This is a genomic window from Neisseria sp. P0001.S007 (assembly GCF_051963655.1).
In the GTDB taxonomy this organism is placed as follows: domain Bacteria; phylum Pseudomonadota; class Gammaproteobacteria; order Burkholderiales; family Neisseriaceae; genus Neisseria; species Neisseria subflava_A.
On sequence record NZ_JBQCUB010000001.1, the window covers coordinates 411,884 to 434,411 of the forward strand.

Consider the following 22,528-nt stretch of genomic DNA (forward strand, 5'->3'; position numbering starts at 1 on the left):
AAAAGTTTTTGTCTAAGTCCTTAGAGCAATACTTTTTCTACACCGCCGTTATTGGCTTTTTTCACAAACTCATCCAGCCAGTTTTCGCCGAGGATGTGTTTTGCCATTTCGATGACGATGTAGTCTGCAGGCATATTGTTGTCGTCGGCGTAGCGGCTCAAGCCTTGCAGGCAGGCTGGGCAGGAGGTAAGCATTTTGACAGGTTCGCCCTGCGGCAGCTCTTTGAGGTTTTTCTCAATTTCCTCTTGTTTGCGGAACTTGACCTGAGTGGCAATGTCTGGTCGTTTGACGGCAAACATACCGGACTCGCCGCAACAGCGGTCGCTTAAGACGACTTTCTGTCCCATCAGGCTGCTGGCCATTTGGGTGGCGTTCATAGTTTTAATCGGGGTATGGCAAGGGTCGTGGTAGAGGTATTGCTGACCTTTCACGCCGTTTAGTTGCACCCCTTTTTCAAGCAGATATTCGTGGATATCGATGATACGGCAGCCTGGGAAGATTTCTTCAAAACGGTATTTTTCCAGTTGGTCATAGCAGGTACCGCAACTGACGACGACGGTCTTAATGTCGAGGTAGTTGAGGGTGTTTGCCATACGGTGGAAAGCCACGCGGTTGTTGGTGCTCATTTCTTCGGCTTTAGCCTTATTGCCGCCTGCGTCTTGTGGATAGCCGCAACACATATAGCCGGGTGGCAGGACGGTTTGTACGCCGACATGCCAAAGCATGGCTTGAACGGCAAGCCCGATTTGGCTGAACAAGCGCTCAGAGCCGCAGCCGGGGAAGTAGAACACAGCTTCGGCATCTTCGGGCGCGGCGGGATTGCGGATGATGGGGATGCTTTTGTCGTCTTCTATGCCGAGCATGGAGCGCGGTGTTTTGGCGGGCACGCTTTTGGGCAAAGGACGGTTGATGAAATGGATAACCTGTTCTTTGATTGAGGCGGTACCGACGGTGGATTTCGGTTCGGCTTTTTGCTTTTTAGTGCCAATCGGAAGAAGTTTGCCGATTTTGTAGGCAAAGTTTTGCGCTGGGAAGCCGGTCTGTATCATGGCGGCACGAAGAGCTTTGATGGTTTTTGGGCCTGTGGCGTTCAAAAATGCCATGCCCATTGAAGCCGCAGGCGCAAAGCGTTTGTGGCCGGAATCGGCAAGGTAGTTACGGACGGCTACGGTAACGTCGCCAAAGTCGATGTTGACAGGGCAAGGTTTAACGCAGCGGTGGCACACGGTGCAGTGGTCGCCGATGTCCATCAGTTCTTCAAAATGTTTGATGGAAACGCCGCGACGGGTTTGTTCTTCGTATAAGAAGGCTTCGGTCAGCAAGCCTACGCCGAGGATTTTGTTGCGGGGACTGTACAGCAGGTTGGCACGCGGAACGTGAGTAGAGCAAACGGGTTTACATTTGCCGCAGCGCAGACAGTCTTTGACGGAATCAGCGATGGTGCCGAGGTCTGATTTTTCCATAATCAGCGATTCCGCTCCCAAAAGCTCGAAGGACGGCGTATAGGCGTTGCGCAGGTCCGAGCCTTTCATCAGTTTGTGACGGTTGAAGGTGTGTTTGGGATCGACTTGGTTTTTGTAGTTCCAAAACGGTTGCAAATCTTCATCGGTCAAAAATTCGAGCTTGGTAATGCCGATGCCGTGTTCGCCGGAAATTACGCCGCCGAGCGAACGGGCGATTTTCATGATGCGTTCTACAGAACGGTAGGCCGTCTGAAGCATTTCGGCATCGTCTGAGTTAACCGGAATATTGGTATGAACGTTACCGTCGCCGGCGTGCATATGCAGGGCGACAAAGACGCGGCTGCGTACGGTTTTGGCATGGATTTTGCCCAAGCCTTGGATAATTTTGGTATCGGTTTTGCCGCTGAAAATTTCAGAAAGAGGCTTCATTACGTCTGCTTTGACAGACACGCGCAGGCGGAAATCGCGGAAGGCAATAAAGCAGCTTTCATTGTCTTTGGCTTCGGGAGCGGCATGGACGGCTGCGCCATAGCGAGCTTTATAGTCGGCAAGTGGCGCATCCAAGTTAGCAAGCAACCATTCCCAACGCGCTTTGACAGCGGAAACGTGGGCTAGGGCGTGTTTGCCGCGTTCGCCCAATAGTTCGGCGGTTGGCAGGTCTGTTCCCATTTTGTCGATGGGGAGTTTGCCGGACAGATATTGCTCCAAGGCGGCACAGAGTTTGAGCTTGTTTTGGATGGAAAGCTCAATGTTGATGCGTTCGATGCCGTCTGAATACTCACCGAGTCTTTCGAGTGGGATTACCACGTCTTCATTGATTTTAAAGGCGTTGGTGTGTTTGGCTATGGCGGCGGTGCGGCTGCGGTCGAGCCAGAAGGTTTTGCGGGCTTCGGGCGACACGGCGATAAAGCCTTCGCCGTCGCGGGCGCGGGCGAGTTCGCAGATGTGTTCGGCAGCTGCTTCTACGGCTGCTTCGTCGTCAGAAACCACGTCTGCCAGCAAGACCATTTTAGGTCGGCCTTTGCCTGCCGCTTTGGTGGCATAGCCGACAGCGCGGACGTAACGCCAATCTAAATGTTCCAAACCGGCCAGTCGTACGCTTTCATGGGTAAGCAAGAAGTCGCGGATTTCGACGATGGAAGGTGTGGCGGTGGCGACCGTACCAAAAAATTCCATACACACGGTGCGCGTGTATTTCGGCATTTTATGCAATACGAAGGCAACGCTGGTGATAATGCCGTCCGTGCCTTCTTTTTGTACGCCGGGCAGGCCGCTCAAGAATTTGTCGGTAACGTCTTTGCCCAAACCGACTTTGCGGAATTTGTGGCCGGGGATTTCCAAACGTTTGGTATTGACGATATTGCGGCCGTCTGAATCCAGCGTATGTACGTCAAATACGGCGGTTTCTTCGTCATGGATTTTGCCGAAATTGTGGCGCACGCGCTCGATACGCAACCATTCGCCTTGAGGGTTGACCATGTTCCAGTAGGCGAGGTTGTCCAAGGCAGTGCCCCACAGCACGGCTTTTTTACCGCCTGCGTTCATCGCCACATTACCGCCCACGCAAGACGCATCGGCGGAAGTCGGATCGACGGCAAACACCAAGCCTGCCTGATGCGCGGTTTCTTCTACCCGGCGTGTTACTACGCCTGCGCCGCAATGGATAATCGGATGTTTGCCGTCCAAGCCTGCCAGCTCAACGTATTCGACACCGCGATGTTTGTCGAGTTTTTCGGTATTGATGACTGCGCTGTTTGCGTCCAAAGGTACTGCGCCGCCGGTATAACCCGTGCCACCGCCGCGCGGGATGATGACCAAGTCCAACTCGATTAAAGCGCGGACCAAAGGCGCGATCTCTGCCTCGGTATCAGGATTGACGACGACAAACGGATACTCCACGCGCCAGTCGGTCGCATCGGTAACGTGCGTTACCCGCGCCAGCCCGTCAAACATAATATTGTGCGGCTTGGTGATTTTGCTCAAACGCTCCAAAATCTGCCGCCGCTTTTGGCGCGTTTCGTCAAAACTGCCGTCAAAACGCTCGACCGCCTTTTCCGCCGCCGCCACCAATACATCGACTTGCGGATTGTCGTCGCGGCGTTTGCGGATTTCATTTAAGCGGTGGCGCATTTCGCGTACCAACGCGGCGCGGCGTTTTGGGTGCTCCAGCAAATCATCGACCAGATACGGATTGCGCACGACCACCCAAATATCACCCAATACTTCAAACAGCATTCGTGCCGAACGTCCTGTTTTGCGTTGACCGCGCAGGTCTTGCAGGATTTGCCACGCTTCATCGCCCAATAATCGGATGACGATTTCGCGGTCGGTATAAGAAGTATAGTTATAGGGAATTTCTCGAATACGCTGAGGGGCAGTAGTCGTGGTCATGGTTGTGTTCCGTTGATGGATGTAATGTTTTTATATTAAAGGCCGTCTGAAAAATGCAATTTCTTCTTGATGGCGTAAAGTGTTAATGTAGTGTAATTTTCGATATTTTTCAACGGAAAAGACAATAAACATTTCAATGGGAATGATTTGCAACTAGGCAATATTGTTTACAATCTTGTCGTGTAAATGGTTTTCAGACGGCCTGACAGATTTTATCGCTTGAGTTTTTCTGTAAAACCGCTATAATGCGTTTCTTCTACGGCGGGTCTCCCCGCATGGTAATTCGGAACAACGGGTCAGGGGCGGAAGCCAGCAGCCCACTCTGATGAGCCAGTGCCGGGGGTTCGGCTCGCCACCTTATTCAAAAATGCCGGAGATGATAAAGTCTCCGGCATTTTTCATTGTATAAAGCGTAATAAAAAGGCCGTCTGAAATCTCATTTTCAGACGGCCTTTGAGTTTATGAGCCAGCTATTTATGCTTCTTCTGATTTGGTATTGGGCAAAACGCAGTTCAGGATAATCGCCAATACGGCGCACAAACCTACACCGGCGAAGCTCAAAGTACCTACTTTGATAATCATGCCACCGATACCGGTCGTCAATACGGAGCTGACGATAACCAGATTTTTCGGCTGCATCAAATCGACTTTCGCATCAATCAATGTTTTGATGCCCAAAGAGGCGATTGTACCGAACAGCAGCAACATAATGCCGCCCATAACCGGCATGGGAATCGAAGCCAAAAACGCGTTGAACTTACCGAAAAACGCCATGAAAATCGCAAAAATTGCCGCCCAAGTCATGATGATGGGGTTGCTGTTTTTGGTAATCATCACCGCGCCGGTTACTTCGCCGTAAGTGGTTACAGGAGGGCCGCCGATCAAACCGGCCACGCATACGCCCAAGCCGTCGCCGGCGAGGGTTTTGTCCAAGCCTGGGTCTTTAGTGTAGTTTTTGCCGGTTACATTACCGATGGCCATAATGCCGCCGATGTGTTCGATGGCAGGGGCAATGGCAACGGGCAACATAAACAAGGCAGCCTGCCAATTAACTTGAGGCGTTTCAAAATGAGGGACGGCAAACCAAGGAGCGTTGATGATGGCGCTGGTATCGACCAAGCCCATGATCAAAGCCAACACATAGCCGGAAGCCACGCCGATCAGAATCGGAATCAGCTTCATCATCTTGCTGCCGAAGACAGAAACAATGACGGTTACCGCAAAGGTAAAGCCGGAGAGAATCAGCGAGTCGATATAGTCGATGACCTGTTTTCCATCTGCCTGACCCATGGCCATGCTGCTGGCTGCAGCGGCTACGGACAAACCGATTACCATAATCACCGGGCCGATAACCACGGGCGGCAACAGCTTGTGTACCGCATCCAGACCGCGCCATCTGATCAGAGCGGCAAAAACAAAGTACATGAAACCTGCCGCAAACAGACCGAACATGGTAGAAGGCAGGCCCCATTCGCCGATGGAGTAGATAATCGGTGCAATAAAGGCAAAAGAAGAGCCGAGGAAAATCGGCACTTTACGTTTGGTAACCAATTGGAACAACAAGGTGCCCAAGCCTGCGCCCAATAATGCCAAAGCCGGGTTCAGTCCCGTCAGAAGCGGCACAAGCACCATGGCACCGAATGCGACAAACAAAATCTGCGCACCGGCTACCGCCGTTTTAAGCTGATTCATAAAAGCTCCGAAGAAAATTCAAACGGCGCAGATTATACTGATTTATCCTAGTCATGAACATTTATTTACAAAAGGCCGTCTGAACAAATGTAACGATGACACCTGTTCAGACGGCCTTGTTCGATAGCGAATGGTTAATAGCTTATCAAAATCGATTAGGAAAATTTTTAGCCGCGTGTTTCGCGCCAAACTAGATAATCGCGTAGGGGCGGCATGGGCGGATTGATGCAGTGCGGACAGATGCCGGTTGTATCTTCATCGTCGCTGTCGATATGGTAGTCGTTTGGATCGAAGCGCACCTGCTGCATGACGGCTTGCGCCAAAGCCTGCGCCTGTACGACATCAAAGTGGAATTTTTCAAGGATTTCGTTTAATAGGCGGATTTCGCCGTCGCTGAAAGATTCGCTGTGTTTGACAATGAGGCGTTGATAATCTTCATTGCTGATTTTTTCGTGAAGTAAATCGGTCTGGATAGTCATGATTTTTATTGTTGAAATAAGATGGTCAAGGTACGGATTATAGCGGATATTGTTGCGGCTGTTTCAAAGGCCGTCTATACCATCAATAGCTTCCTAATTTTTCTGTCTTATACGCTTTTTGAATCGACCTAATTTGTGCTAAGCGGGCATGATCGATTTGTTCAGTAATTAAATGGGCTTTCCCTTGTGTGCGGCACTCGGCGGCAATTTTGCCTGCATCTACTTTGTTGGCGGCCTCAAGTAAGGCCAGCCAGTGTTCACGCTGCGGATAAGGCGTGTTTTCAAGATTCAGACGGCCTTGCTTATCGGCCACGCAGACGTTTAAGGCCGTCTGAAAACGTTCGGGGCGGCGGAATGCATCGGTTTTTTTCAAAACATTCAAAATGGTTTTGCTTTTAAACTGCCCGACTTGATGGAGCATGATGTGCCAACGGCAGACGAGTTCGGCAAGTTCGGCGCAGTGTTTGGGTGCGCGCAGGCGTTGATTGACTTCGCGGACGGGTTCGACGCCGTTGACATCATGTCCGTAGTGTTTCGGCAGGATATCGGCCGGTGTTTTTGCCTTGCCTAAGTCGTGCAATAAGGCGGCATAGCGTTCGGCGAGGGACAGATTCATCTCGGCAGCTCGTTGTATAACCATCAGCGTATGAATACCGCTGTCGATTTCGGGATGATAGTCGGCGCGTTGCGGTACGCCGAAAAGGGCATCAAGCTCGGGCAGCAAAACTTTGAGTGCGCCGCATTCGCGCAAAACTTCAATCATTCGGCGCGGATTTTTTTCCATCAAGCCTTTAGCCAATTCTTGCCAGACGCGTTCGGCAACCAAGGCATCCGCTTCGCCGTTTTCTACCATTTGCCGCATCAGCGACATGGTTTCATCGGCAATTTGAAAACCATAACGCGCGGCAAAACGGGCAATACGCAAAATACGCACGGGGTCTTCGGCAAAGGCAGGCGAAACGTGGCGCAGGATGCCGGCCGCTAAGTCTTGTTGTCCGCCAAAGGGATCGATGATCGTGCCGTCTGAATCCTGAGCCATGGCATTGATGGTCAGGTCGCGGCGCATCAGGTCTTGTTCCAGCGTGACGTCTTTATCGGCATGAAAACTGAATCCGGCATAACCTTTGGTGGTTTTGCGCTCGGTACGGGCGAGGGCGTATTCTTCATGGCTGTCCGGATGGAGAAAGACAGGGAAATCCTTGCCAACCGGCTGATAACCCTGAGCCAACATGGTTTGCGCATCTGCACCGACGACTACCCAGTCGCGGTCTTTGACGGGCAGGCCTAACAGATGGTCACGGACAGCGCCGCCGACAAGATAGGTTTTGATGGTTTGTGTATTCATATAAAAATCGAACGATATAAAAAGGCCGTCTGAAAAGCCGTATTGGGTTTTCAGACGGCCTGAGTCAGAACGCTATTATGAGGCTTTAGGCTTGTTGCCGTCGATGATTTTCAAACCGGCGGAGACCAAGCTGCCAATGTCGGCAACGTTGGCGGGCATAATCAGCGTGTTGCTTTCTTTAGCCAAATTGCTGAAGGCGGCAACGTATTGCTCGGCAACTTTCAGGTTAACAGCTTCAGCACCGCCCTCTGAGCGAACCGCCTCGGCGATTTTACGGATGGCGTCGGCGTTGGCTTCGGCCACCAGACGTAGGGCTTCGGCTTCACCTTGTGCGCGGTTGATGCGGGCGATTTTTTCACCGTTTGACGCGTTGATGGCGGCTTGCGCTTCACCTTCGGATTGTTGGATTTCTGCTTCGCGCTGACCGCTGGCAAGGTTAATCTGCTCGATTTTACGGCCTTCGGATTCGGCAATGCGCGCACGTTTTTCACGTTCGGCGGTAATTTGCGCCTGCATTGAGCGCAGAATTTCTTGCGGCGGAACCAAGTCTTTGATTTCGTAACGCAATACTTTCACACCCCAAGCGCCTGCCGCTTCGTCCAAAGCAGCAACAACAATGCTGTTGATTTCGTCGCGTTCTTCAAAGGTTTTATCCAATTCCATGCGGCCGATGACAGATCGCAAAGTTGTCTGCGCAAGCTGGGTAATCGCCATGATGTAGTTGCTGGAACCATATGAAGCGAGTTTAGGATCGGTAACTTGGAAGTAGATGATGCCGTCCACAGTCAGCTGAGTGTTGTCGCGGGTAATACAGACTTGGCTGGGAACATCCAAAGGAACTTCTTTCAGCGAGTGACGATAGGCGACACGGTCGATAAATGGGATCAGGATGTTCAGACCTGCCGTTAGTGCTTTGTGAAAACGGCCTAATCGTTCAACCACATAAACTTCCTGCTGCGGCACAACGATAAAGGATTTGAAACCAAAAACAACAACGACGATGAGGATGAGGACGGGGAGACTGAGCAGAAATTCCATAATGTTTCCTTATGATGATGGTTGGGATAGTGTGCGGATAATCAGAAGATTGCCATTTTTGGCAGTAATGACTGCACTTGAGGCCGTCTGAAAAGTATCTTGAGGTCGTTCGGCTTGTGCCTGCCAGTGTGTACCGCGGTAGGCGACTTCGTAAATATTGTCATGCAGGTGGCGTAGGATGCGGACGTTTTGCCCAATATCCAAATCATCGTTGAGCGCTTGGGGAGCCAAGCGGTTTTTCAGACGGCCGTGTACCAGCCAGATACCGAGTGCGCTGATGATGGCGGCGGTCAAAACGGCGGCAGAAAAGTGTCCGCTTAATCCGTACATGATTCCTGCGGCAGCCAGCGCTACGCTGACCACCAAAAGATAAACCGTTCCGATAAACAATTCGACAATCAGAACAACGGCGGCGGCAACAAACCATATCGTCATGCGGCATATCCTTTTAATAATCTTTTGATAATCCTTATCATAATGGCAAGGGCTTAAAATGAAAAGGCTAAGGCTGAAAATTATTTCAGTTATAATTAAGTCCATTCAAATACGGAGCGGCAAATAATGCAGACTTGGCACGAGGCAATTGGTGCAGAAAAAGAAAAGGCGTATTTTCAAACGATTTTGGAGAAGGTTCGCCATGAAAGGCAGGCGGGGATAACCGTTTATCCGCCTGAGCGCGATGTATTCAATGCCTTTCGGACGACTGAATTCGGAAATGTGAAAGTAGTGATATTGGGGCAAGACCCGTATCACGGCGCAGGTCAGGCGCATGGTTTGGCGTTTTCCGTGCAACCTGAAATTGCGGTACCGCCATCACTGGTCAATATTTATAAAGAGTTGGCGACGGATATTGAGGGCTTTCGGATTCCGCAACACGGCTATTTGCAGCATTGGGCGGAACAGGGCGTGTTGCTGTTGAACACGGTGTTGACTGTCCGTGCCGGTGCGGCGCATTCCCATGCAACCTTCGGTTGGGAGGCGTTTACCGATGAAGTCATCCGACAATTGGATAAGGAGCGCGAGCATTTGGTCTTTATGCTGTGGGGTAGCCATGCACAGAAGAAAGGCGCGTTTATCAACCGCAACCGTCATTTGGTGCTGACCGCGCCACATCCTTCGCCCTTGTCTGCATATCGCGGCTTCTTCGGCTGCAAACATTTTTCGCAGGCAAACGCTTATTTGCAGGCGCATGGTTTAGAGCCGATTGATTGGCAGGTTTAATAAGATAAAAGGCCGTCTGAAAGCAGATTTTCAGACGGCCTTATGATTTAGTCTCAAATCGAATATTCAATCAGTTCGTTTTGAGAAAAGACATAAACCTGTTTCGGAATCAGCTTCAATTCTTTGCCTTCGGCGATTTGGTAACGCGCGGCATCGCTGCCTGCCAGCGTGATATGTACGTCCTGTTTGTCGTGTTTTACCACAATATGCGTCAATGCGCCGACGGCGTGGATTTTTTCGATTTTGGCACGAATCATCGGGGTTTCGTTTTCGGCGGCAAGCTGCCATTCGTGCGGACGGATATAGCCGATGGCGGTTTGCTCTTGCCATTTGTAGTGCGCGTCCAATTTCCACGCGAAGCCGTTGTAGTGCCAGATGCCTTTTTCGATGCGACCTTCAAAAGCGTCGGTTTCGCCTAAGAACTCGGTAACGAAGGCGTTTTCTGGTTTACGGTAAATGGCTTCGGCGCTGCCGGTTTGTTCGATTTTGCCGTGGTTCATGACGACGATTTCGTCGGAAACTTCAAGGGCTTCTTCTTGGTCGTGCGTGACCAGAATGCTGGTTACGCCTAGATTGTGGTGGATGTCGCGCAGCCAAGTGCGCAATTCTTTGCGTACTTTGGCATCCAGTGCGCCGAAGGGTTCGTCCAAGAGCAGGAGTTTGGGTTCGACGGCGAGGGCGCGGGCGAGGGCGATGCGTTGGCGTTGGCCGCCGGAGAGCTGGTGCGGATAGGATTTGGCGAGGTGGGAGAGCTGCACGAGTTTGAGCAATTCTTCGACTTTGGTGCGGATTTGTTCTTTGGACGGGCGTTCGGACTTGGGCAATACGGTCAAACCGAAGGCGACGTTATCAAACACGTTCATGTGGCGGAAGAGGGCGTAGTGTTGGAATACAAAGCCGACTTTGCGCTCGCGCACATGCTTGGCGGTTACGTCTTGCCCGTCAAAGAGAATTTGGCCGCCGTCGGCGTTTTCCAGTCCGGCGATAATGCGCAGGAGCGTGGTTTTGCCGCAGCCTGAAGGGCCGAGCAGGGAAACGAGTTTGCCGGTGGGGACATTGAGGTTGATGTTTTTCAGCACGTGGAACGCTCCGAAGTGTTTGTTTAGATTTTGAATAGTAATGCTCATGCTGCGTTCCTTTCGGCGGCGGCGAGTTTTTTATCTTGTAATTTGGTGATGATGTTTTGCACCAGCAAGGTGGCCAAGGCTAAAAGTGCCAATACGCCGGAGAGGGCGAATGCGCCGGTAAAGTTGTATTCGTTGTAGAAGATTTCGACCAAAAGCGGGATGGTGTTGGTTTCGCCGCGGATATGCCCCGATACCACGCTGACCGCGCCGAACTCGCCCATCGCACGGGCGTTGGTGAGGATGATGCCATAGAGCAGCGCCCATTTGATGTTGGGCAGGGTAACGCGCCAAAACATCTGCCAGCCGCTTGCGCCGAGTATCAGCGCGGCTTGTTCTTCGCTGTCGCCCTGCGCCTGCATTAAAGGAATGATTTCGCGCGCGACAAAGGGGAAGGTAACGAACAGCGTCGCCAAAATAATGCCGGGGATGGCGAAGATAATCTGTATGCCTTGCGCTTCGAGCCAGCCGCCCAACGCCGTGTGCGCGCCGAACAATAAGACGAACATCAAACCGGCCACCACGGGCGACACGGAAAACGGCAAATCGAGCAGGGTGGTCAGCAACTGCTTGCCGCGAAAATCAAAACGGGTCAGCAGCCACGCCATCGCCACGCCCAATACGGCATTGACGGGGACGACAATCAGCGCGGTAATCAGCGTCAATTTGATGGCAGACCATGCCTCGGGATCGGTCAGAGATTGCAGGTACAAATCCCAACCGCCTTTTAAGGCTTCATAGAATACGGCAACCAAAGGTACGACCAGCATCAGCAGCAGAAAGCCCAAGGCGGTAGCGGTCAGCAATACGCGCAGCCAACGCGGTTCGCTCAAATTTGGATTGGTGGAATGGGTTTTCATGGTAGGGTAGTCTCGATTTATTCTTGTATCTGTTTGGGCCGTCTGAAAAATGTTTACTTAATGTTTCAGACGGCCTGTTGTTTGTTAAACCCTCGCTCCGGCGCGGCGGCTTAAAGTCCATTGCATAATGTTTAAAATCAGCAAAATGACAAACGAAATCATCAGCATAAACAGAGCAACGGCTGATGCACCCTGAGCATCGTATTGCTCCAGTTTGCCGGTAATAATCAAGGGCAGGATTTCAGACACCATCGGAATATTGCCTGCGATGAAAATGACCGAGCCGTATTCGCCGGTAGAGCGGGCAAACATCATGCCTGCGCCGGTCAACAGGGCTGGTGTAATTTCTGGCAAGAGGACGCGGCGGAACGTAGTCCAACGGCTTGCGCCTAAAGTCGCCGCCGCTTCTTCATACTCGCCCGACAATTCTTCCAATACCGGCTGCACGGCGCGAACGATAAAGGGCAGGCTGACGACAATCAGCGCAATCCAAATGCCGATGGGCGTAAAGGCGATTTTGATGCCCAAAGGCTCGAAAAAACGGCCTATCCAACCATTGGGCGCATACAGGGTGGCCAACGCAATGCCTGTTACCGCCGTCGGCAGCGCAAACGGCAAATCGACCAAGGCGTTTACCAACCCTTTGCCCGGAAATTCGTAGCGCACCAATACCCAAGCGACCAACGTACCGAACACGATATTGGTCAACATCGCATAAAACGACATCCGCAAACTCAGCCAGACGGCCGCCAAGACATTGGGTTCGGTAATCGTGTTCCAAAATCCGCTCCAGCCGATTTCTGCTGCTTTGGCCGCCATCATCGCAAACGGCAAAACCACCAAAAGTGACAGGCATAAAACCGTCAAACCCAGGCTGAGTTTGAAACCCGGCAATACAGAAGGCGTTTTGAGTAACAACATAATGGCAACCGTCAGAATTTAATACACGCTTACTTTAACAAGGCCATCTGAAAACTGGAAAGAATGCTTTGTTTGGTATAAAGACGATTTTGTTATATTGAAAAGATGAAAAGGCCGTCTGAACATCAAATTTCAGACGGCCTTGCTGGTGTGGTAAGGATCAATAGGCCACAGGATCTTGAGATGCAGGCTGGCGTTGCGCCGCGTCATAGTTTTCCTGAGCCGAGCGGACGGCTTTTTCCAAACCGTTGATCCGTTCGAGATAGCGGGCGTAGTTACGCTCATTGCCATAACGCACTTTTTTGCCTTCTTCCAAATTTTTCTTGGCGGTATCCAAAGCACGCTTGGCCGCGCCGACGTCAGCCGGATTGACCGGGGCGACAGCTTCTTCCGCCTGCTCGGTTTTGCTTGGGGAAGTCGGCGTTGCCGGTGTTGAAACAGGCGCAGAAGTATATACGGACGGTTTGCCGATATTGCTGGCTTTGCAGTTTTTGCCGCCGGCTTGGGTATAGACTTTGCGGCCGGCAGAATCGGTACATTCAAAAATGGGTGCGGCAGAAACCGCAGTTGTCAAAGTGAGCAGTAATGTGCTGATCCAGATTTTGTTCATTTTTTATTTTTCCTTAAAACCATTTCCACCAAACAATTAAAGCCACAATCATGATGATGTTGGCGAAGAGGATGGGTTTCCACTGTCTGGGCGCGCGCCGCAATTCGGCTCCAGAGCGCGTGCGGCGGATATAGAAAAATGGGCTGAGCAGCATGGAAGCGGCACATACCAAAATAATCACGGCGTAATAGATTTTGTGCGTCTCCATATCGTTTCTCCGTTTCAGACGGCCTGAAATGCTACCTACAACGCATTTTTGTGTGAAGCGCTGCCTATTTTCATCTTGTATCGAAATTGGGCACATTTGCCATGGCCTCAATCCTGAGGTCTTTGCAAAAATATGCTACAATCGCGTCCGATTATAACATTCTATTTATAAAGGTTTTACGAATAATGATTTCTACCAACGGCATCACCATGCAGTTCGGCGCAAAGCCGCTGTTTGAAAACGTATCCGTCAAATTCGGCGAAGGCAACCGTTACGGCTTGATCGGCGCCAACGGTTCAGGCAAATCCACCTTCATGAAAATCCTCGGCGGCGATTTGGAACAGACTGCCGGCGAAGTAGCAATTGAAAACGGCGTGCGTTTGGGTAAATTGCGCCAAGACCAGTTTGCCTACGAAGACATGCGCGTGCTGGACGTGGTGATGATGGGTCATACAGAAATGTGGGCGGCGATGACCGAGCGTGATGCAATTTACGCCAACCCCGAAGCCACCGAAGACGACTACATGAAAGCCGCCGAACTGGAAGCCAAGTTCGCCGAATACGACGGTTATACCGCCGAAGCACGCGCTGCTGAATTGTTGAGCGGCGTGGGCATTTCCGAAGATTTGCACAATGCGACCATGGCAGAAGTTGCACCGGGCTTCAAACTGCGCGTATTGCTGGCGCAAGCCCTGTTCTCCAAGCCAGATGTATTGCTTTTGGACGAACCGACCAATAACTTGGACATTAATACTATCCGCTGGCTGGAAGGCGTGTTGAACCAATACGACTCCACCATGATTATCATCTCGCACGACCGTCACTTTTTGAACGAAGTCTGCACACACATGGCGGATTTGGACTACAACACCATCACCATTTATCCGGGCAACTACGACGACTACATGCTCGCTTCCGCCCAATCGCGTGAGCGCGCCCTGAAAGACAACGCCAAAGCAAAAGAGAAACTGCAAGAGCTACAGGAGTTCGTCGCACGCTTCTCCGCAAACAAATCCAAAGCCCGTCAGGCAACCAGCCGTCTGAAACAGGCCGACAAAATCAAATCGGAGATGGTCGAAGTCAAACCTTCTACCCGTCAAAACCCGTATATCCGTTTTGAAGCCGACGAAAAAGCCAAGTTGCACCGTCAGGCTGTGGAAGTTGAAAAACTGGCCAAACGTTTTGAAACCCAGTTGTTTAAAAACCTGAACTTCATCCTTGAAGCAGGCCAGCGCCTCGCCATCATCGGCCCAAACGGCGCAGGTAAATCTACTTTGCTGAAACTCTTGGCAGGCGCATACAACCCCGAATATTCAGACGGCCTGCTGCCGGACGAAGGCACCATCAAATGGGCGGAAAAAGCCAGCGTCGGCTACTATCCGCAAGACCATGAAAACGACTTCGACGTCGATATGGATCTGAGTGAATGGATGCGCCAATGGGGTCAGGAAGGCGATGACGAACAAGTCATCCGCGGCACTTTGGGCCGCTTGCTCTTCGGCAGCAATGATGTCGTGAAAAAAGTGAAGGTTCTCTCCGGTGGCGAAAAAGGCCGTATGCTTTACGGCAAACTGTTGCTGTTGAAACCCAATGTCTTAGTCATGGATGAACCGACCAACCACATGGACATGGAAAGCATCGAATCCTTGAACATGGCGCTGGAAAAATACAACGGCACGCTGATTTTCGTCTCGCACGACCGTCAGTTTGTATCTTCATTGGCTACCCAAATCATCGAATTGGATGGCAAAGGCGGATATGAACACTACTTGGGCGATTACGAAAGCTATCTGGAGAAAAAAGGCTTAGTTTAAGCTTATACTGATAACCTATTAAGGTATTGAAATGCCGTCTGAAAATCTTTATGTTTTCAGACGGCATTTTTTGAAGCGTTTCATATTGTCAATCACTGAAACTGCTAAGATTAAAATGGATAAATTTCTTGTTAGGAATTTTTATTAAAGCCATAAAAAACAGATATACAAAAGGCCGTCTGAAAATTTCAGACAGCCTTTATTTATGTTTTGATAGAAAGAGGATTAACTGAATAAACCTTTAAACCACAACACAATCGCGTCCCACATACGGCGCAACCAGCTGCCTTCTTCCACGCCGGTCAGGGCGACGACGTCTTTTTCGGCAATGATTTTGCCGTCTTTCATGACTTTCAGCTTGCCCAATACTTGGCCTTTTTCAATCGGGGCGAGGACGGGCTGAAGCGTTTCTAAGATTGGTTTGACGTTTTTGCCTGTATCGTGGGGAATGGTAATGTAAACATCGTCCAAGAAACCGATATCTACGGCTTTGGTGCTGCCTTTGTAAACTTTGACTTGGGAAATCACTTCTCCGCCGTTGTAAAGTTTGGGCGTATCAAATGCCTGCAATGACCAGTTGAGCAGTTTGCTGCTTTCGCTGGCGCGCGCTTCGGTGGACTCGGCACCGGCAAGGATGGAAACAATACGGCGGTTATTGCGTTTGCTGGAAGCGGCGAGATGGTAGCCTGCGCCTTCGCTATAGCCGGTTTTCAAACCATCGATACTGCTGTCGCGATAGAGCAGAAGGTTGCGGTTGGGCTGCTCAATGTTATTGTATTTGAAAGATTTATTTGCAAATAAAGGATAATATTTCGGATAGTCATTAATGAGCGCGGCTGCCAAGATAGCAAGGTCGCCAACGGTTGAAACATGGCCGTTAGAAGAAACACCGGTCGGGTTGTTGAAGTGGGTATGCTTCATGCCCAAGCGTTTGGCTTCTTCGTTCATTTGTTTGACGAATTCGTCGATAGAGCCGTTGCCAATGGCTTCGGCAAGGGTAATGGCGGCATCGTTGGCCGACTGGATGGTTGTACCCTTAATCAAATCGCTGACACTGACAGGAACTTTCGGATCAAGGAACATGCGTGAACCTTCGACTTTCCAGCCGACGTTTGAAACTGTCAGCATCTGATCTGCTTGAAGCGTACCGTTTTCCAGTGCTTTAAAGGCAAGGTAGGCGGTCATCATTTGCGTCAACGCGGCAGGCTCGATAGGCGTGTCGGCATTGTTGGATGCCAAGGTTTGCTTGCTGTGCAGATCGGTAACAATATAGGCGGTCGCCGCAATTTCTGGCGGCGTTGTCGGGCTGTTGATGCTGTGCAGCAGCGGCTGCGTTTGAGCCTCGCTTTGTACGGCAGGTGCGGAAGCAACCGGGTCGGCAGCAAGGGCAGGAGTATTCAGGAGGGCAGCAAAAATTAAGCTAAGTAGCGTTTTTTTCATCATTATTTGTGGATTTGAATATCAGTGGACACTGTTTCTTTCAAAGTAAACAGTTTGGCATATTAAATAGATATTAAGCGGACATTATACCGTCTCATTTAGGCTTTGCTAAGATTTTTCTTGCCTTCAGACGGCCTCAGGGGTATGGTTTTAACTTTTTCCTCCGGTCGATTTGACCGAATTGCAATTTATTTCCGAACACTAAAATACCATGAACCATTCCCTTCCTCTTTCTGATTATCTAACCCGTATTTTGACCGCTTCCGTTTATGATGTGGCCGTAGAAACGCCTTTAGATTTGGCGCGCAGTTTGTCAGGCCGTCTGAACAATCAGGTTTTGCTCAAGCGCGAAGATTTGCAACCGGTGTTTTCGTTCAAAATTCGCGGCGCGTACAACAAAATGGCGAAACTGCCTAAAGAAGCCTTGGATTGTGGCGTGATTGCAGCAAGCGCGGGCAACCATGCGCAGGGTGTGGCTTTGTCGGCTCAATATTTGGGTTGCCGCGCCGTCATCGTGATGCCGGAAACAACGCCCAAAATTAAAATTGACGCGGTCAAGAGCCGTGGCGGCGAGGTGGTATTGAAAGGCGTGTCTTACAACGATGCCTATGATTATGCGATGGAGTTGGCAGAAAAGGAAAAACTGACTTATATCGCGCCGTTTGATGATCCTGATGTGATTGCCGGTCAGGGAACTGTCGGCATGGAAATTCTCCGACAACATCGCAATATCAATGCGATTTTTGTCCCGATTGGCGGCGGCGGTTTGGCAGCGGGTGTAGCGGCGTTTATCAAACAGGTTTGCCCTAAAATTAAAGTCATTGGAGTGCAAACCGATGATTCTTGCTGTATGAAACAATCGGTTGAGGCAGGGGAAATCGTACATTTGAAAGATGTAGGCCTGTTTTCAGACGGCACGGCGGTCAAGGTTGTCGGTGATGAAACCTTCCGCCTGTGTAAAGAGCTGCTGGACGAGATTATTACGGTCAATACGGATATGTTGTGCGGCGCAATTAAAGATATTTTTGACGATACGCGCAGCATTACCGAACCTGCAGGCGCATTGGCGCTTGCCGGCTTGAAGGCTTACGTTGCGAAAAACAATATCCAAGGTCAAAACCTGGTTGCCGTTACCAGTGGCGCCAACATGAACTTCCACCGCCTGCGCCATGTTTCAGAACGCAGTGAGCTGGGCGAGGGCAACGAAGGTATTTTCGCCGTTACCATTCCTGAAGAAAAAGGCAGCTTCCTCAAGTTTATCAATGTCTTGGGTAGCCGGAACATTACCGAGTTCAACTACCGCTACGGCAACGACAACAATGCTCATATTTTTGTCGGTTTGCAAACTGCCGGTGCGCAAGACTTGGCCGTCATCAGTAAACAACTGGCTGACGCAGGTTTGCCCAATGTCGATCTGACCAATGACGAAATCGCCAAAATCCATATCCGTTACATGGTCGGCGGACGTACGGAAAAAGTATCCAGCGAACGCTTGGTCAGCTTTGAATTCCCAGAGCGTCCCGGCGCATTGTCCCGCTTCTTGAACCATATGCGTGCCGAATGGAATATTACCTTGTTCCATTATCGCAATCATGGTGCGGACTACGGCCGTATTTTGGTCGGTATCGATGTACCAGAAAGCGACAATGAAGCCTTTGCCGACTTCTTGGAGAGCTTGGGTTATGTTTATAGAGAAGAAACCGATAATCCGGCTTATAAACTTTTCTTGGCTTAATCAGTAAGATAAAAGGCCGTCTGAAATTTTTCAGACGGCCTTGTGTTTTATGTTCGGCTTTATTTTTTACGGAACACCAAGTCCCAAACGCCATGACCCAATCGTTTGCCTCGGGCTTCAAATTTGGTTTCAGGACGATAATCAGGCGTAGGGGCATAATCGGCAGCCGTGTTTTGCAAAGAGTCGAAACTGCTCAAAACCTCCAGCATTTGCACGGCGTATTCTTCCCAGTCGGTCGCCATATGGACATAGCCGCCGCTTTTGAGTTTGGGCAACAGCTTTTCAACAAATGGCACTTGTACCAAGCGGCGTTTGTTATGGCGCTTTTTGTGCCAAGGGTCAGGGAAGAAAATATGAATGCCGTCTAAAGAACCGTCTTCCAGCATCTTTTCCACTACTTCCACCGCATCATGACGCATCACACGGATATTGGAAATGTGTTCTTCCTCAATCAGCTTCAAGATATTGCCGACGCCCGGGCCGTGAACATCAATCGCTAAAAAGTCGGTATCGGGCAGACATTTGGCGATTTCCACTGTCGCGACGCCCATACCGAAACCGATTTCCAATACTTTAGGATTGTCCCGTCCAAAAGTGCGGTTCAAGTCCAAAGGAGCTTCTTGGAAGTCCACACCAAATTGCGGCCACATCGTATCAATGGCGCGCTGTTGGGCCGCGGTCATATGGCCTTGGCGCAAGACAAAACTGCGGATGCTGCGTTTGTGTTCTTCAGGAACGGTATTTTCGGGTGTATTTTCTGGAATGTTTTCGGACATGTTGTTTTAAATCAGTGAGAAATCAAATAAAAAGGCCGTCTGAAAGAATCAGACAACCCTACATATAAATCGGAGTGATTATAGCGAATAAACGCTTTTCCTGAAACCTTTTAAAAAGAAGGTTTCAGACGGCCTTTTTAAGACAATACCGGTTGCGGTACTTTGTGTTGCACCGCATAAACCGCTGCTTGGACGCGGCTGCTTAGGTTTAACTTGCGCAACAGGTTTTGCACATGCACTTTGACGGTTGACTCTGCCAGATTCAAATGACGGGCAATAATTTTGTTGCTGTGTCCGGCGGCAAGATAGCCCAAGATTTCCATCTCGCGCGGGGTCAGTTGCTCCAGCAGATGATCCGAGCGTGAAGGAGAAGGGGAAATCAGCGATTGCACCAAGCGGCTGGTCATTTCCGGAGAGAAGACATTGTCGCCATCGACAGCTTTGCGGATGCTTTCCAACAGGAAGTCGGCGTTGATGTTTTTCAGCAAAAAGCCTTTTGCACCCATACGCATACATTCAGTCAAATCATCGCTGTCTTCAGAAACAGTCAGCATGATGACGGTCAGCTGCGGATTGATACTTAAAATTTGGGCCAATGCTTCGCGGCCGTTCATGACCGGCATATCCAAGTCCAGCAAGACCACATCAGGCTTGAGCTGCTCAACCATTTTTACGCCGGCCAGGCCGTCTGAAGCTTCGCCGACGACTTCAAAATCAGGCTGGCGCGAAAGCAAGGCCTTGATACCGCTGCGAAATAGGGTGTGGTCGTCAATAAGGGTAATTTTAATCGTCATGATGCTGTTCTCATTTGTTGCGGCAAAGTCAGCATAACCGCCGTACCTTGCCCAATCTGTGATGTAATGGCCAATTCTGCGTTAATCCGTTGGGCCCGTTCTTGCATAATGCCCAAGCCGACATGTTCGCCTGAAGGCCGGTTTGATAGGTGTTCTTTATTAAAGCCTGCGCCGTCGTCACGAATCGTCATGACAAAATCGCCGTGGTTGGCAATTTCGACGCTGACATGTTGCGCACGCGCGTGCTTCCGAATATTGGACAGGCTTTCCTGCAAGATGAAGATGATCTGCAAATGCTCATCATAATTCAAAGCCTGCCCGTCGTCCTGCCATTTTAAATCAACTGGAATACCGGTTTGTCGTTCAAAACGCGCCAGCAGCGATTCTACCGCTTCAGGAAAATCTTTATTACTGATTTTGGTGCGGAAATTCATCAAAAGTTCGCGTACGTCTTCGTAGCATTCCTGCACGCCGTCTTTGATGAAGCCGATATTTTCTTCGGCCTGCTCGCGTTGGTCTGAGGCAAACGCGCTTTCCAGCATTTGTACCTGCAAATTCAAAAAGGTTAAAGCTTGCGCGATGCTGTCATGCAAACCTTGCGCAATCAAGTTACGCTCCTGCAAGACTGCAAGCAGGCGGCGCTCTTGTTCCATGCGGTTGTTGGCGATGGAAATGCCCAGCTGTCCGCTTAAAGTATGCAGCAGTTTTTCGTCTTGCTCATCAGGCATATGGCCGTCTGAAAAATATAGGGTTAGTACGCCAAGCTGTTCATCTTGATAAACGATCGGAAATTCTACACGATTTCCTTCTTCGGTTTCACCGACGCTTGCCGCCAAATCAGAACGTTTCCGCTCCTCATCGGAAAGATATACCGTACCACCTAAGGCGGAAAACGCAGGCAGAATCTGAGTTAAAAATTCTTCTGCCGCCTGTTGCGGCGTAAAGGTTTGGTGCAGATTGCGCGTGGTTTGGTAGAGCAGGGTTAAATCACGGTTTTGCCGCGCCAAGTCTTGGGTTTGTTTGGCAACTTGTCCTTCCAAGTCTGTATAAAGCGTATGCAGACGGCGGCTCATTTGGTTAAAACCCTTGCTTACTTGGGCAAACTCACGGATCTGGTCTGTCTCGATTTGAACGCCGAAATGCCCTTTGCTGATGGTTTCTACGCCATCACGCAGTTTTTCCAAGGGCCGGATAATCCATGAATAATGCCAAACAATCATCAAGCCTGCGGCCACAACAATCATCAGCATCATGGCCATTTGGAAGCGGCGCAGCCACAAGGTATTTTGCTCGTTGGCATTTTCCATCGCCTGTAAAAATAGCTCGATGTTGCCGGCAAAACGGTACAGGCCGATTTGGGTCGGACGCTCGTAATGTTGCAAAGACGGCTTGATGTTGGATTCCCAATCAATCAACAGCATCGATTGAATCAAGTCGTAAGCCAGCGGCATTTGAGACGGAATCAGCGGATGAATGGCATCACTTTGCGTCACATTGGCCAGCGTACGCTCAAATTCTTTGATTTGGTTGTCAATTTGCGCATTGGGTGTACGGACGCTTGCCATATAAGCCAAACGGTACACCTGCATTTTCAAACTGCCTACATCTTCAATCGTTTTGGCTGCGTTTTCCAAACGCCAAGAAAGCAGCAGGGTAAAGACAATCGACAAAAACGCCGAACTGACCCATAAAAAAGTCAGCAGTTTTAAACGCGAAGACAGGCTCAGGCCGTCTGAAGATCCGGAGAATAAACGCATAAAGCACGCAGGGGAACTAATCCGATAATCTTATAAAAATATCATTCTTTCGGCCTATAAACAACCTGTCTAAAATAATTGTGTGGTTATGATAAGAAAAAACAGGGGTTTAATGTAAAATCATGTTATGATAAAATTCATCTCAAGTGAATTAAATCATGAAAATAAGGTTTCAGACGGCCTGAAACCTTGAAACTTATCCAATAAACACAACATCTTGAACCACACTCCATACTCTGCTTCGCAAAGGACTACCAAAATGAAAATTTTCGCACTGATATTGGCCGGTGGGCAGGGAAGCCGGATGGGAGGTGTCGATAAGGGGTTGGTACAATGGCACAACAAAGCCTTGATAGATCATGTTATCGAAAAAATCCGCCCGCAAGTCAGCCATATCGCCATCAGTGCCAACCGCAATCTCGAATCCTACGCCCAACGCAGCGCGCACGTTTTCTCGGATTCGCGCCAGTGGCAGCATTACGGCCCTCTAGCCGCTTTGTGTACTGCCGCCAACGATTTGCAAATTGCCACTGCCGATTGGCTGCTTATCGTATCCTGCGATATGCCGCGTTTGCCGGAAAATTTGGTATCCCAATTTGAAACCATCGCGCGGCGCACGCCATTGTGTAATGCATTCTATGTGGAGACCTCTGCCAGGCCGCATTACAGCGTGATGTTTATCCGACCGCAAATCCTACAAAGTACCGTGCCATACCTTTATTCAGGAATGCGCAGCATCCGCGGCTGGCTACAGCAACAGCGCGCGCGGGTTGTCCATTTCCCTCATGAGCAGGATTTTATCAGCTACAATACGGAAAACGATTTGGCCCAGCCTTTGTAGTTGGGTCGGTGAGGGGCTA

Annotated in this window: 19 protein-coding genes and 1 other RNA gene; 5 read left to right on the forward strand and 15 right to left on the reverse strand. The window is 50.1% G+C overall.

The genetic code is table 11. The annotated features are described in order from the left end of the window. Positions 1-20 precede the first annotated feature (20 nt). Positions 21-3,854 (reverse strand): DUF3683 domain-containing protein, encoded by a 3,834-nt coding sequence (locus ACTHRE_RS02020; protein WP_440344755.1) that lies wholly within the window; start codon positions 3,852-3,854, stop codon positions 21-23. A 260-nt stretch (positions 3,855-4,114) separates the two neighbouring features. On the opposite strand from ACTHRE_RS02020, the gene ffs reads away from it, so the two are divergent. Next, an RNA gene (ffs, locus tag ACTHRE_RS02025) (signal recognition particle sRNA small type) lies at positions 4,115-4,211 on the forward strand. Between the two features lie 117 nt (positions 4,212-4,328). Here ffs and ACTHRE_RS02030 read toward each other — a convergent pair. The 5 genes from ACTHRE_RS02030 to ACTHRE_RS02050 all read right to left on the reverse strand — a co-directional run bounded on the left by ACTHRE_RS02030 (position 4,329) and on the right by ACTHRE_RS02050 (position 8,843). Next, complete coding sequence (locus tag ACTHRE_RS02030) at positions 4,329-5,546, reverse strand: uracil-xanthine permease family protein (protein WP_070585333.1); 1,218 nt, start codon at positions 5,544-5,546, stop codon at positions 4,329-4,331. 167 nt (positions 5,547-5,713) lie between these two features. After that, positions 5,714-6,025 carry a hypothetical protein gene (locus ACTHRE_RS02035; RefSeq protein WP_070585331.1) on the reverse strand — a complete coding sequence of 104 codons (312 nt, stop codon included), beginning with the start codon at positions 6,023-6,025 and terminating at the stop codon, positions 5,714-5,716. Between the two features lie 82 nt (positions 6,026-6,107). Continuing rightward, positions 6,108-7,370: a multifunctional CCA addition/repair protein gene (locus tag ACTHRE_RS02040; RefSeq protein ID WP_377072812.1), complete on the reverse strand. Its 1,263-nt coding sequence runs from the start codon at positions 7,368-7,370 to the stop codon at positions 6,108-6,110. A 75-nt stretch (positions 7,371-7,445) separates the two neighbouring features. Beyond that, complete coding sequence (locus ACTHRE_RS02045; RefSeq protein WP_039863787.1) at positions 7,446-8,408, reverse strand: SPFH domain-containing protein; 963 nt, start codon at positions 8,406-8,408, stop codon at positions 7,446-7,448. A gap of 9 nt (positions 8,409-8,417) precedes the next feature. After that, positions 8,418-8,843 (reverse strand): NfeD family protein, encoded by a 426-nt coding sequence (locus ACTHRE_RS02050; RefSeq protein WP_039863785.1) that lies wholly within the window; start codon positions 8,841-8,843, stop codon positions 8,418-8,420. A 126-nt stretch (positions 8,844-8,969) separates the two neighbouring features. On the opposite strand from ACTHRE_RS02050, the gene ung reads away from it, so the two are divergent. Further along, positions 8,970-9,629, forward strand: a complete 660-nt coding sequence (gene ung, locus ACTHRE_RS02055; protein ID WP_440344754.1) for a uracil-DNA glycosylase — start codon at positions 8,970-8,972, stop codon at positions 9,627-9,629. A 53-nt stretch (positions 9,630-9,682) separates the two neighbouring features. Here ung and ACTHRE_RS02060 read toward each other — a convergent pair whose 3' ends face one another. The 5 genes from ACTHRE_RS02060 to ACTHRE_RS02080 all read right to left on the reverse strand — a co-directional run bounded on the left by ACTHRE_RS02060 (position 9,683) and on the right by ACTHRE_RS02080 (position 13,352). Continuing rightward, on the reverse strand, positions 9,683-10,756 hold the full coding sequence (locus ACTHRE_RS02060; protein ID WP_107697042.1) for a sulfate/molybdate ABC transporter ATP-binding protein: 1,074 nt from the start codon (positions 10,754-10,756) through the stop codon (positions 9,683-9,685). After that, on the reverse strand, positions 10,753-11,613 hold the full coding sequence (cysW, locus tag ACTHRE_RS02065; protein WP_049328527.1) for a sulfate ABC transporter permease subunit CysW: 861 nt from the start codon (positions 11,611-11,613) through the stop codon (positions 10,753-10,755). The genes ACTHRE_RS02060 and cysW overlap by 4 nt, the downstream gene beginning before the upstream one ends. Positions 11,614-11,697: 84 nt before the next feature. After that, positions 11,698-12,534, reverse strand: coding sequence for a sulfate ABC transporter permease subunit CysT (gene cysT, locus ACTHRE_RS02070; protein WP_063069002.1), 837 nt, complete (start codon positions 12,532-12,534; stop codon positions 11,698-11,700). 160 nt (positions 12,535-12,694) lie between these two features. Further along, positions 12,695-13,144: a DUF4124 domain-containing protein gene (locus ACTHRE_RS02075; RefSeq protein WP_315039580.1), complete on the reverse strand. Its 450-nt coding sequence runs from the start codon at positions 13,142-13,144 to the stop codon at positions 12,695-12,697. 13 nt (positions 13,145-13,157) lie between these two features. Then, positions 13,158-13,352 carry a hypothetical protein gene (locus tag ACTHRE_RS02080; protein ID WP_315039582.1) on the reverse strand — a complete coding sequence of 65 codons (195 nt, stop codon included), beginning with the start codon at positions 13,350-13,352 and terminating at the stop codon, positions 13,158-13,160. A 185-nt stretch (positions 13,353-13,537) separates the two neighbouring features. Between ACTHRE_RS02080 and ACTHRE_RS02085 the strand changes: the two genes are divergently transcribed. Continuing rightward, on the forward strand, positions 13,538-15,166 hold the full coding sequence (locus ACTHRE_RS02085) for an ABC-F family ATPase (RefSeq protein WP_003683571.1): 1,629 nt from the start codon (positions 13,538-13,540) through the stop codon (positions 15,164-15,166). 225 nt (positions 15,167-15,391) lie between these two features. Here ACTHRE_RS02085 and ACTHRE_RS02090 read toward each other — a convergent pair whose 3' ends face one another. Continuing rightward, positions 15,392-16,609, reverse strand: coding sequence for a D-alanyl-D-alanine carboxypeptidase family protein (locus tag ACTHRE_RS02090; protein WP_377072806.1), 1,218 nt, complete (start codon positions 16,607-16,609; stop codon positions 15,392-15,394). A gap of 208 nt (positions 16,610-16,817) precedes the next feature. On the opposite strand from ACTHRE_RS02090, the gene ilvA reads away from it, so the two are divergent. Beyond that, on the forward strand, positions 16,818-18,341 hold the full coding sequence (gene ilvA / locus ACTHRE_RS02095; RefSeq protein ID WP_377072804.1) for a threonine ammonia-lyase, biosynthetic: 1,524 nt from the start codon (positions 16,818-16,820) through the stop codon (positions 18,339-18,341). A 59-nt stretch (positions 18,342-18,400) separates the two neighbouring features. Here the strand turns inward: ilvA and trmB are convergent, their stop codons facing one another. From trmB to ACTHRE_RS02110, 3 genes are all read right to left on the reverse strand, one after another. Beyond that, entirely contained in the window at positions 18,401-19,117 is a 717-nt protein-coding gene (gene trmB / locus ACTHRE_RS02100) for a tRNA (guanosine(46)-N7)-methyltransferase TrmB (RefSeq protein WP_315039590.1), read from the reverse strand. A gap of 137 nt (positions 19,118-19,254) precedes the next feature. Then, positions 19,255-19,911 (reverse strand): response regulator, encoded by a 657-nt coding sequence (locus ACTHRE_RS02105; RefSeq protein WP_003680203.1) that lies wholly within the window; start codon positions 19,909-19,911, stop codon positions 19,255-19,257. Continuing rightward, entirely contained in the window at positions 19,908-21,668 is a 1,761-nt protein-coding gene (locus ACTHRE_RS02110; protein ID WP_377072801.1) for a histidine kinase, read from the reverse strand. The genes ACTHRE_RS02105 and ACTHRE_RS02110 overlap by 4 nt, the downstream gene beginning before the upstream one ends. 259 nt (positions 21,669-21,927) lie before the next feature. Here ACTHRE_RS02110 and mobA point away from each other — a divergent pair, with 259 nt between their 5' ends. Next, a complete protein-coding gene (gene mobA, locus ACTHRE_RS02115) occupies positions 21,928-22,509 on the forward strand; it encodes a molybdenum cofactor guanylyltransferase MobA (RefSeq protein WP_377072799.1) in 582 nt (193 codons plus the stop codon). The last annotated feature ends 19 nt before the right edge of the window (positions 22,510-22,528 follow it).

Coding starts and splice junctions, on each gene's coding strand:
- ACTHRE_RS02020 (WP_440344755.1), bottom strand. CDS start 3,854: ATGACCACGACTACTGCCCCTCAGCGTATTCGAGAAATTCCCTATAAC.
- ACTHRE_RS02030 (WP_070585333.1), bottom strand. CDS start 5,546: ATGAATCAGCTTAAAACGGCGGTAGCCGGTGCGCAGATTTTGTTTGTC.
- ACTHRE_RS02035 (WP_070585331.1), bottom strand. CDS start 6,025: ATGACTATCCAGACCGATTTACTTCACGAAAAAATCAGCAATGAAGAT.
- ACTHRE_RS02040 (WP_377072812.1), bottom strand. CDS start 7,370: ATGAATACACAAACCATCAAAACCTATCTTGTCGGCGGCGCTGTCCGT.
- ACTHRE_RS02045 (WP_039863787.1), bottom strand. CDS start 8,408: ATGGAATTTCTGCTCAGTCTCCCCGTCCTCATCCTCATCGTCGTTGTT.
- ACTHRE_RS02050 (WP_039863785.1), bottom strand. CDS start 8,843: ATGACGATATGGTTTGTTGCCGCCGCCGTTGTTCTGATTGTCGAATTG.
- ung (WP_440344754.1), top strand. CDS start 8,970: ATGCAGACTTGGCACGAGGCAATTGGTGCAGAAAAAGAAAAGGCGTAT.
- ACTHRE_RS02060 (WP_107697042.1), bottom strand. CDS start 10,756: ATGAGCATTACTATTCAAAATCTAAACAAACACTTCGGAGCGTTCCAC.
- cysW (WP_049328527.1), bottom strand. CDS start 11,613: ATGAAAACCCATTCCACCAATCCAAATTTGAGCGAACCGCGTTGGCTG.
- cysT (WP_063069002.1), bottom strand. CDS start 12,534: ATGTTGTTACTCAAAACGCCTTCTGTATTGCCGGGTTTCAAACTCAGC.
- ACTHRE_RS02075 (WP_315039580.1), bottom strand. CDS start 13,144: ATGAACAAAATCTGGATCAGCACATTACTGCTCACTTTGACAACTGCG.
- ACTHRE_RS02080 (WP_315039582.1), bottom strand. CDS start 13,352: ATGGAGACGCACAAAATCTATTACGCCGTGATTATTTTGGTATGTGCC.
- ACTHRE_RS02085 (WP_003683571.1), top strand. CDS start 13,538: ATGATTTCTACCAACGGCATCACCATGCAGTTCGGCGCAAAGCCGCTG.
- ACTHRE_RS02090 (WP_377072806.1), bottom strand. CDS start 16,609: ATGATGAAAAAAACGCTACTTAGCTTAATTTTTGCTGCCCTCCTGAAT.
- ilvA (WP_377072804.1), top strand. CDS start 16,818: ATGAACCATTCCCTTCCTCTTTCTGATTATCTAACCCGTATTTTGACC.
- trmB (WP_315039590.1), bottom strand. CDS start 19,117: ATGTCCGAAAACATTCCAGAAAATACACCCGAAAATACCGTTCCTGAA.
- ACTHRE_RS02105 (WP_003680203.1), bottom strand. CDS start 19,911: ATGACGATTAAAATTACCCTTATTGACGACCACACCCTATTTCGCAGC.
- ACTHRE_RS02110 (WP_377072801.1), bottom strand. CDS start 21,668: ATGCGTTTATTCTCCGGATCTTCAGACGGCCTGAGCCTGTCTTCGCGT.
- mobA (WP_377072799.1), top strand. CDS start 21,928: ATGAAAATTTTCGCACTGATATTGGCCGGTGGGCAGGGAAGCCGGATG.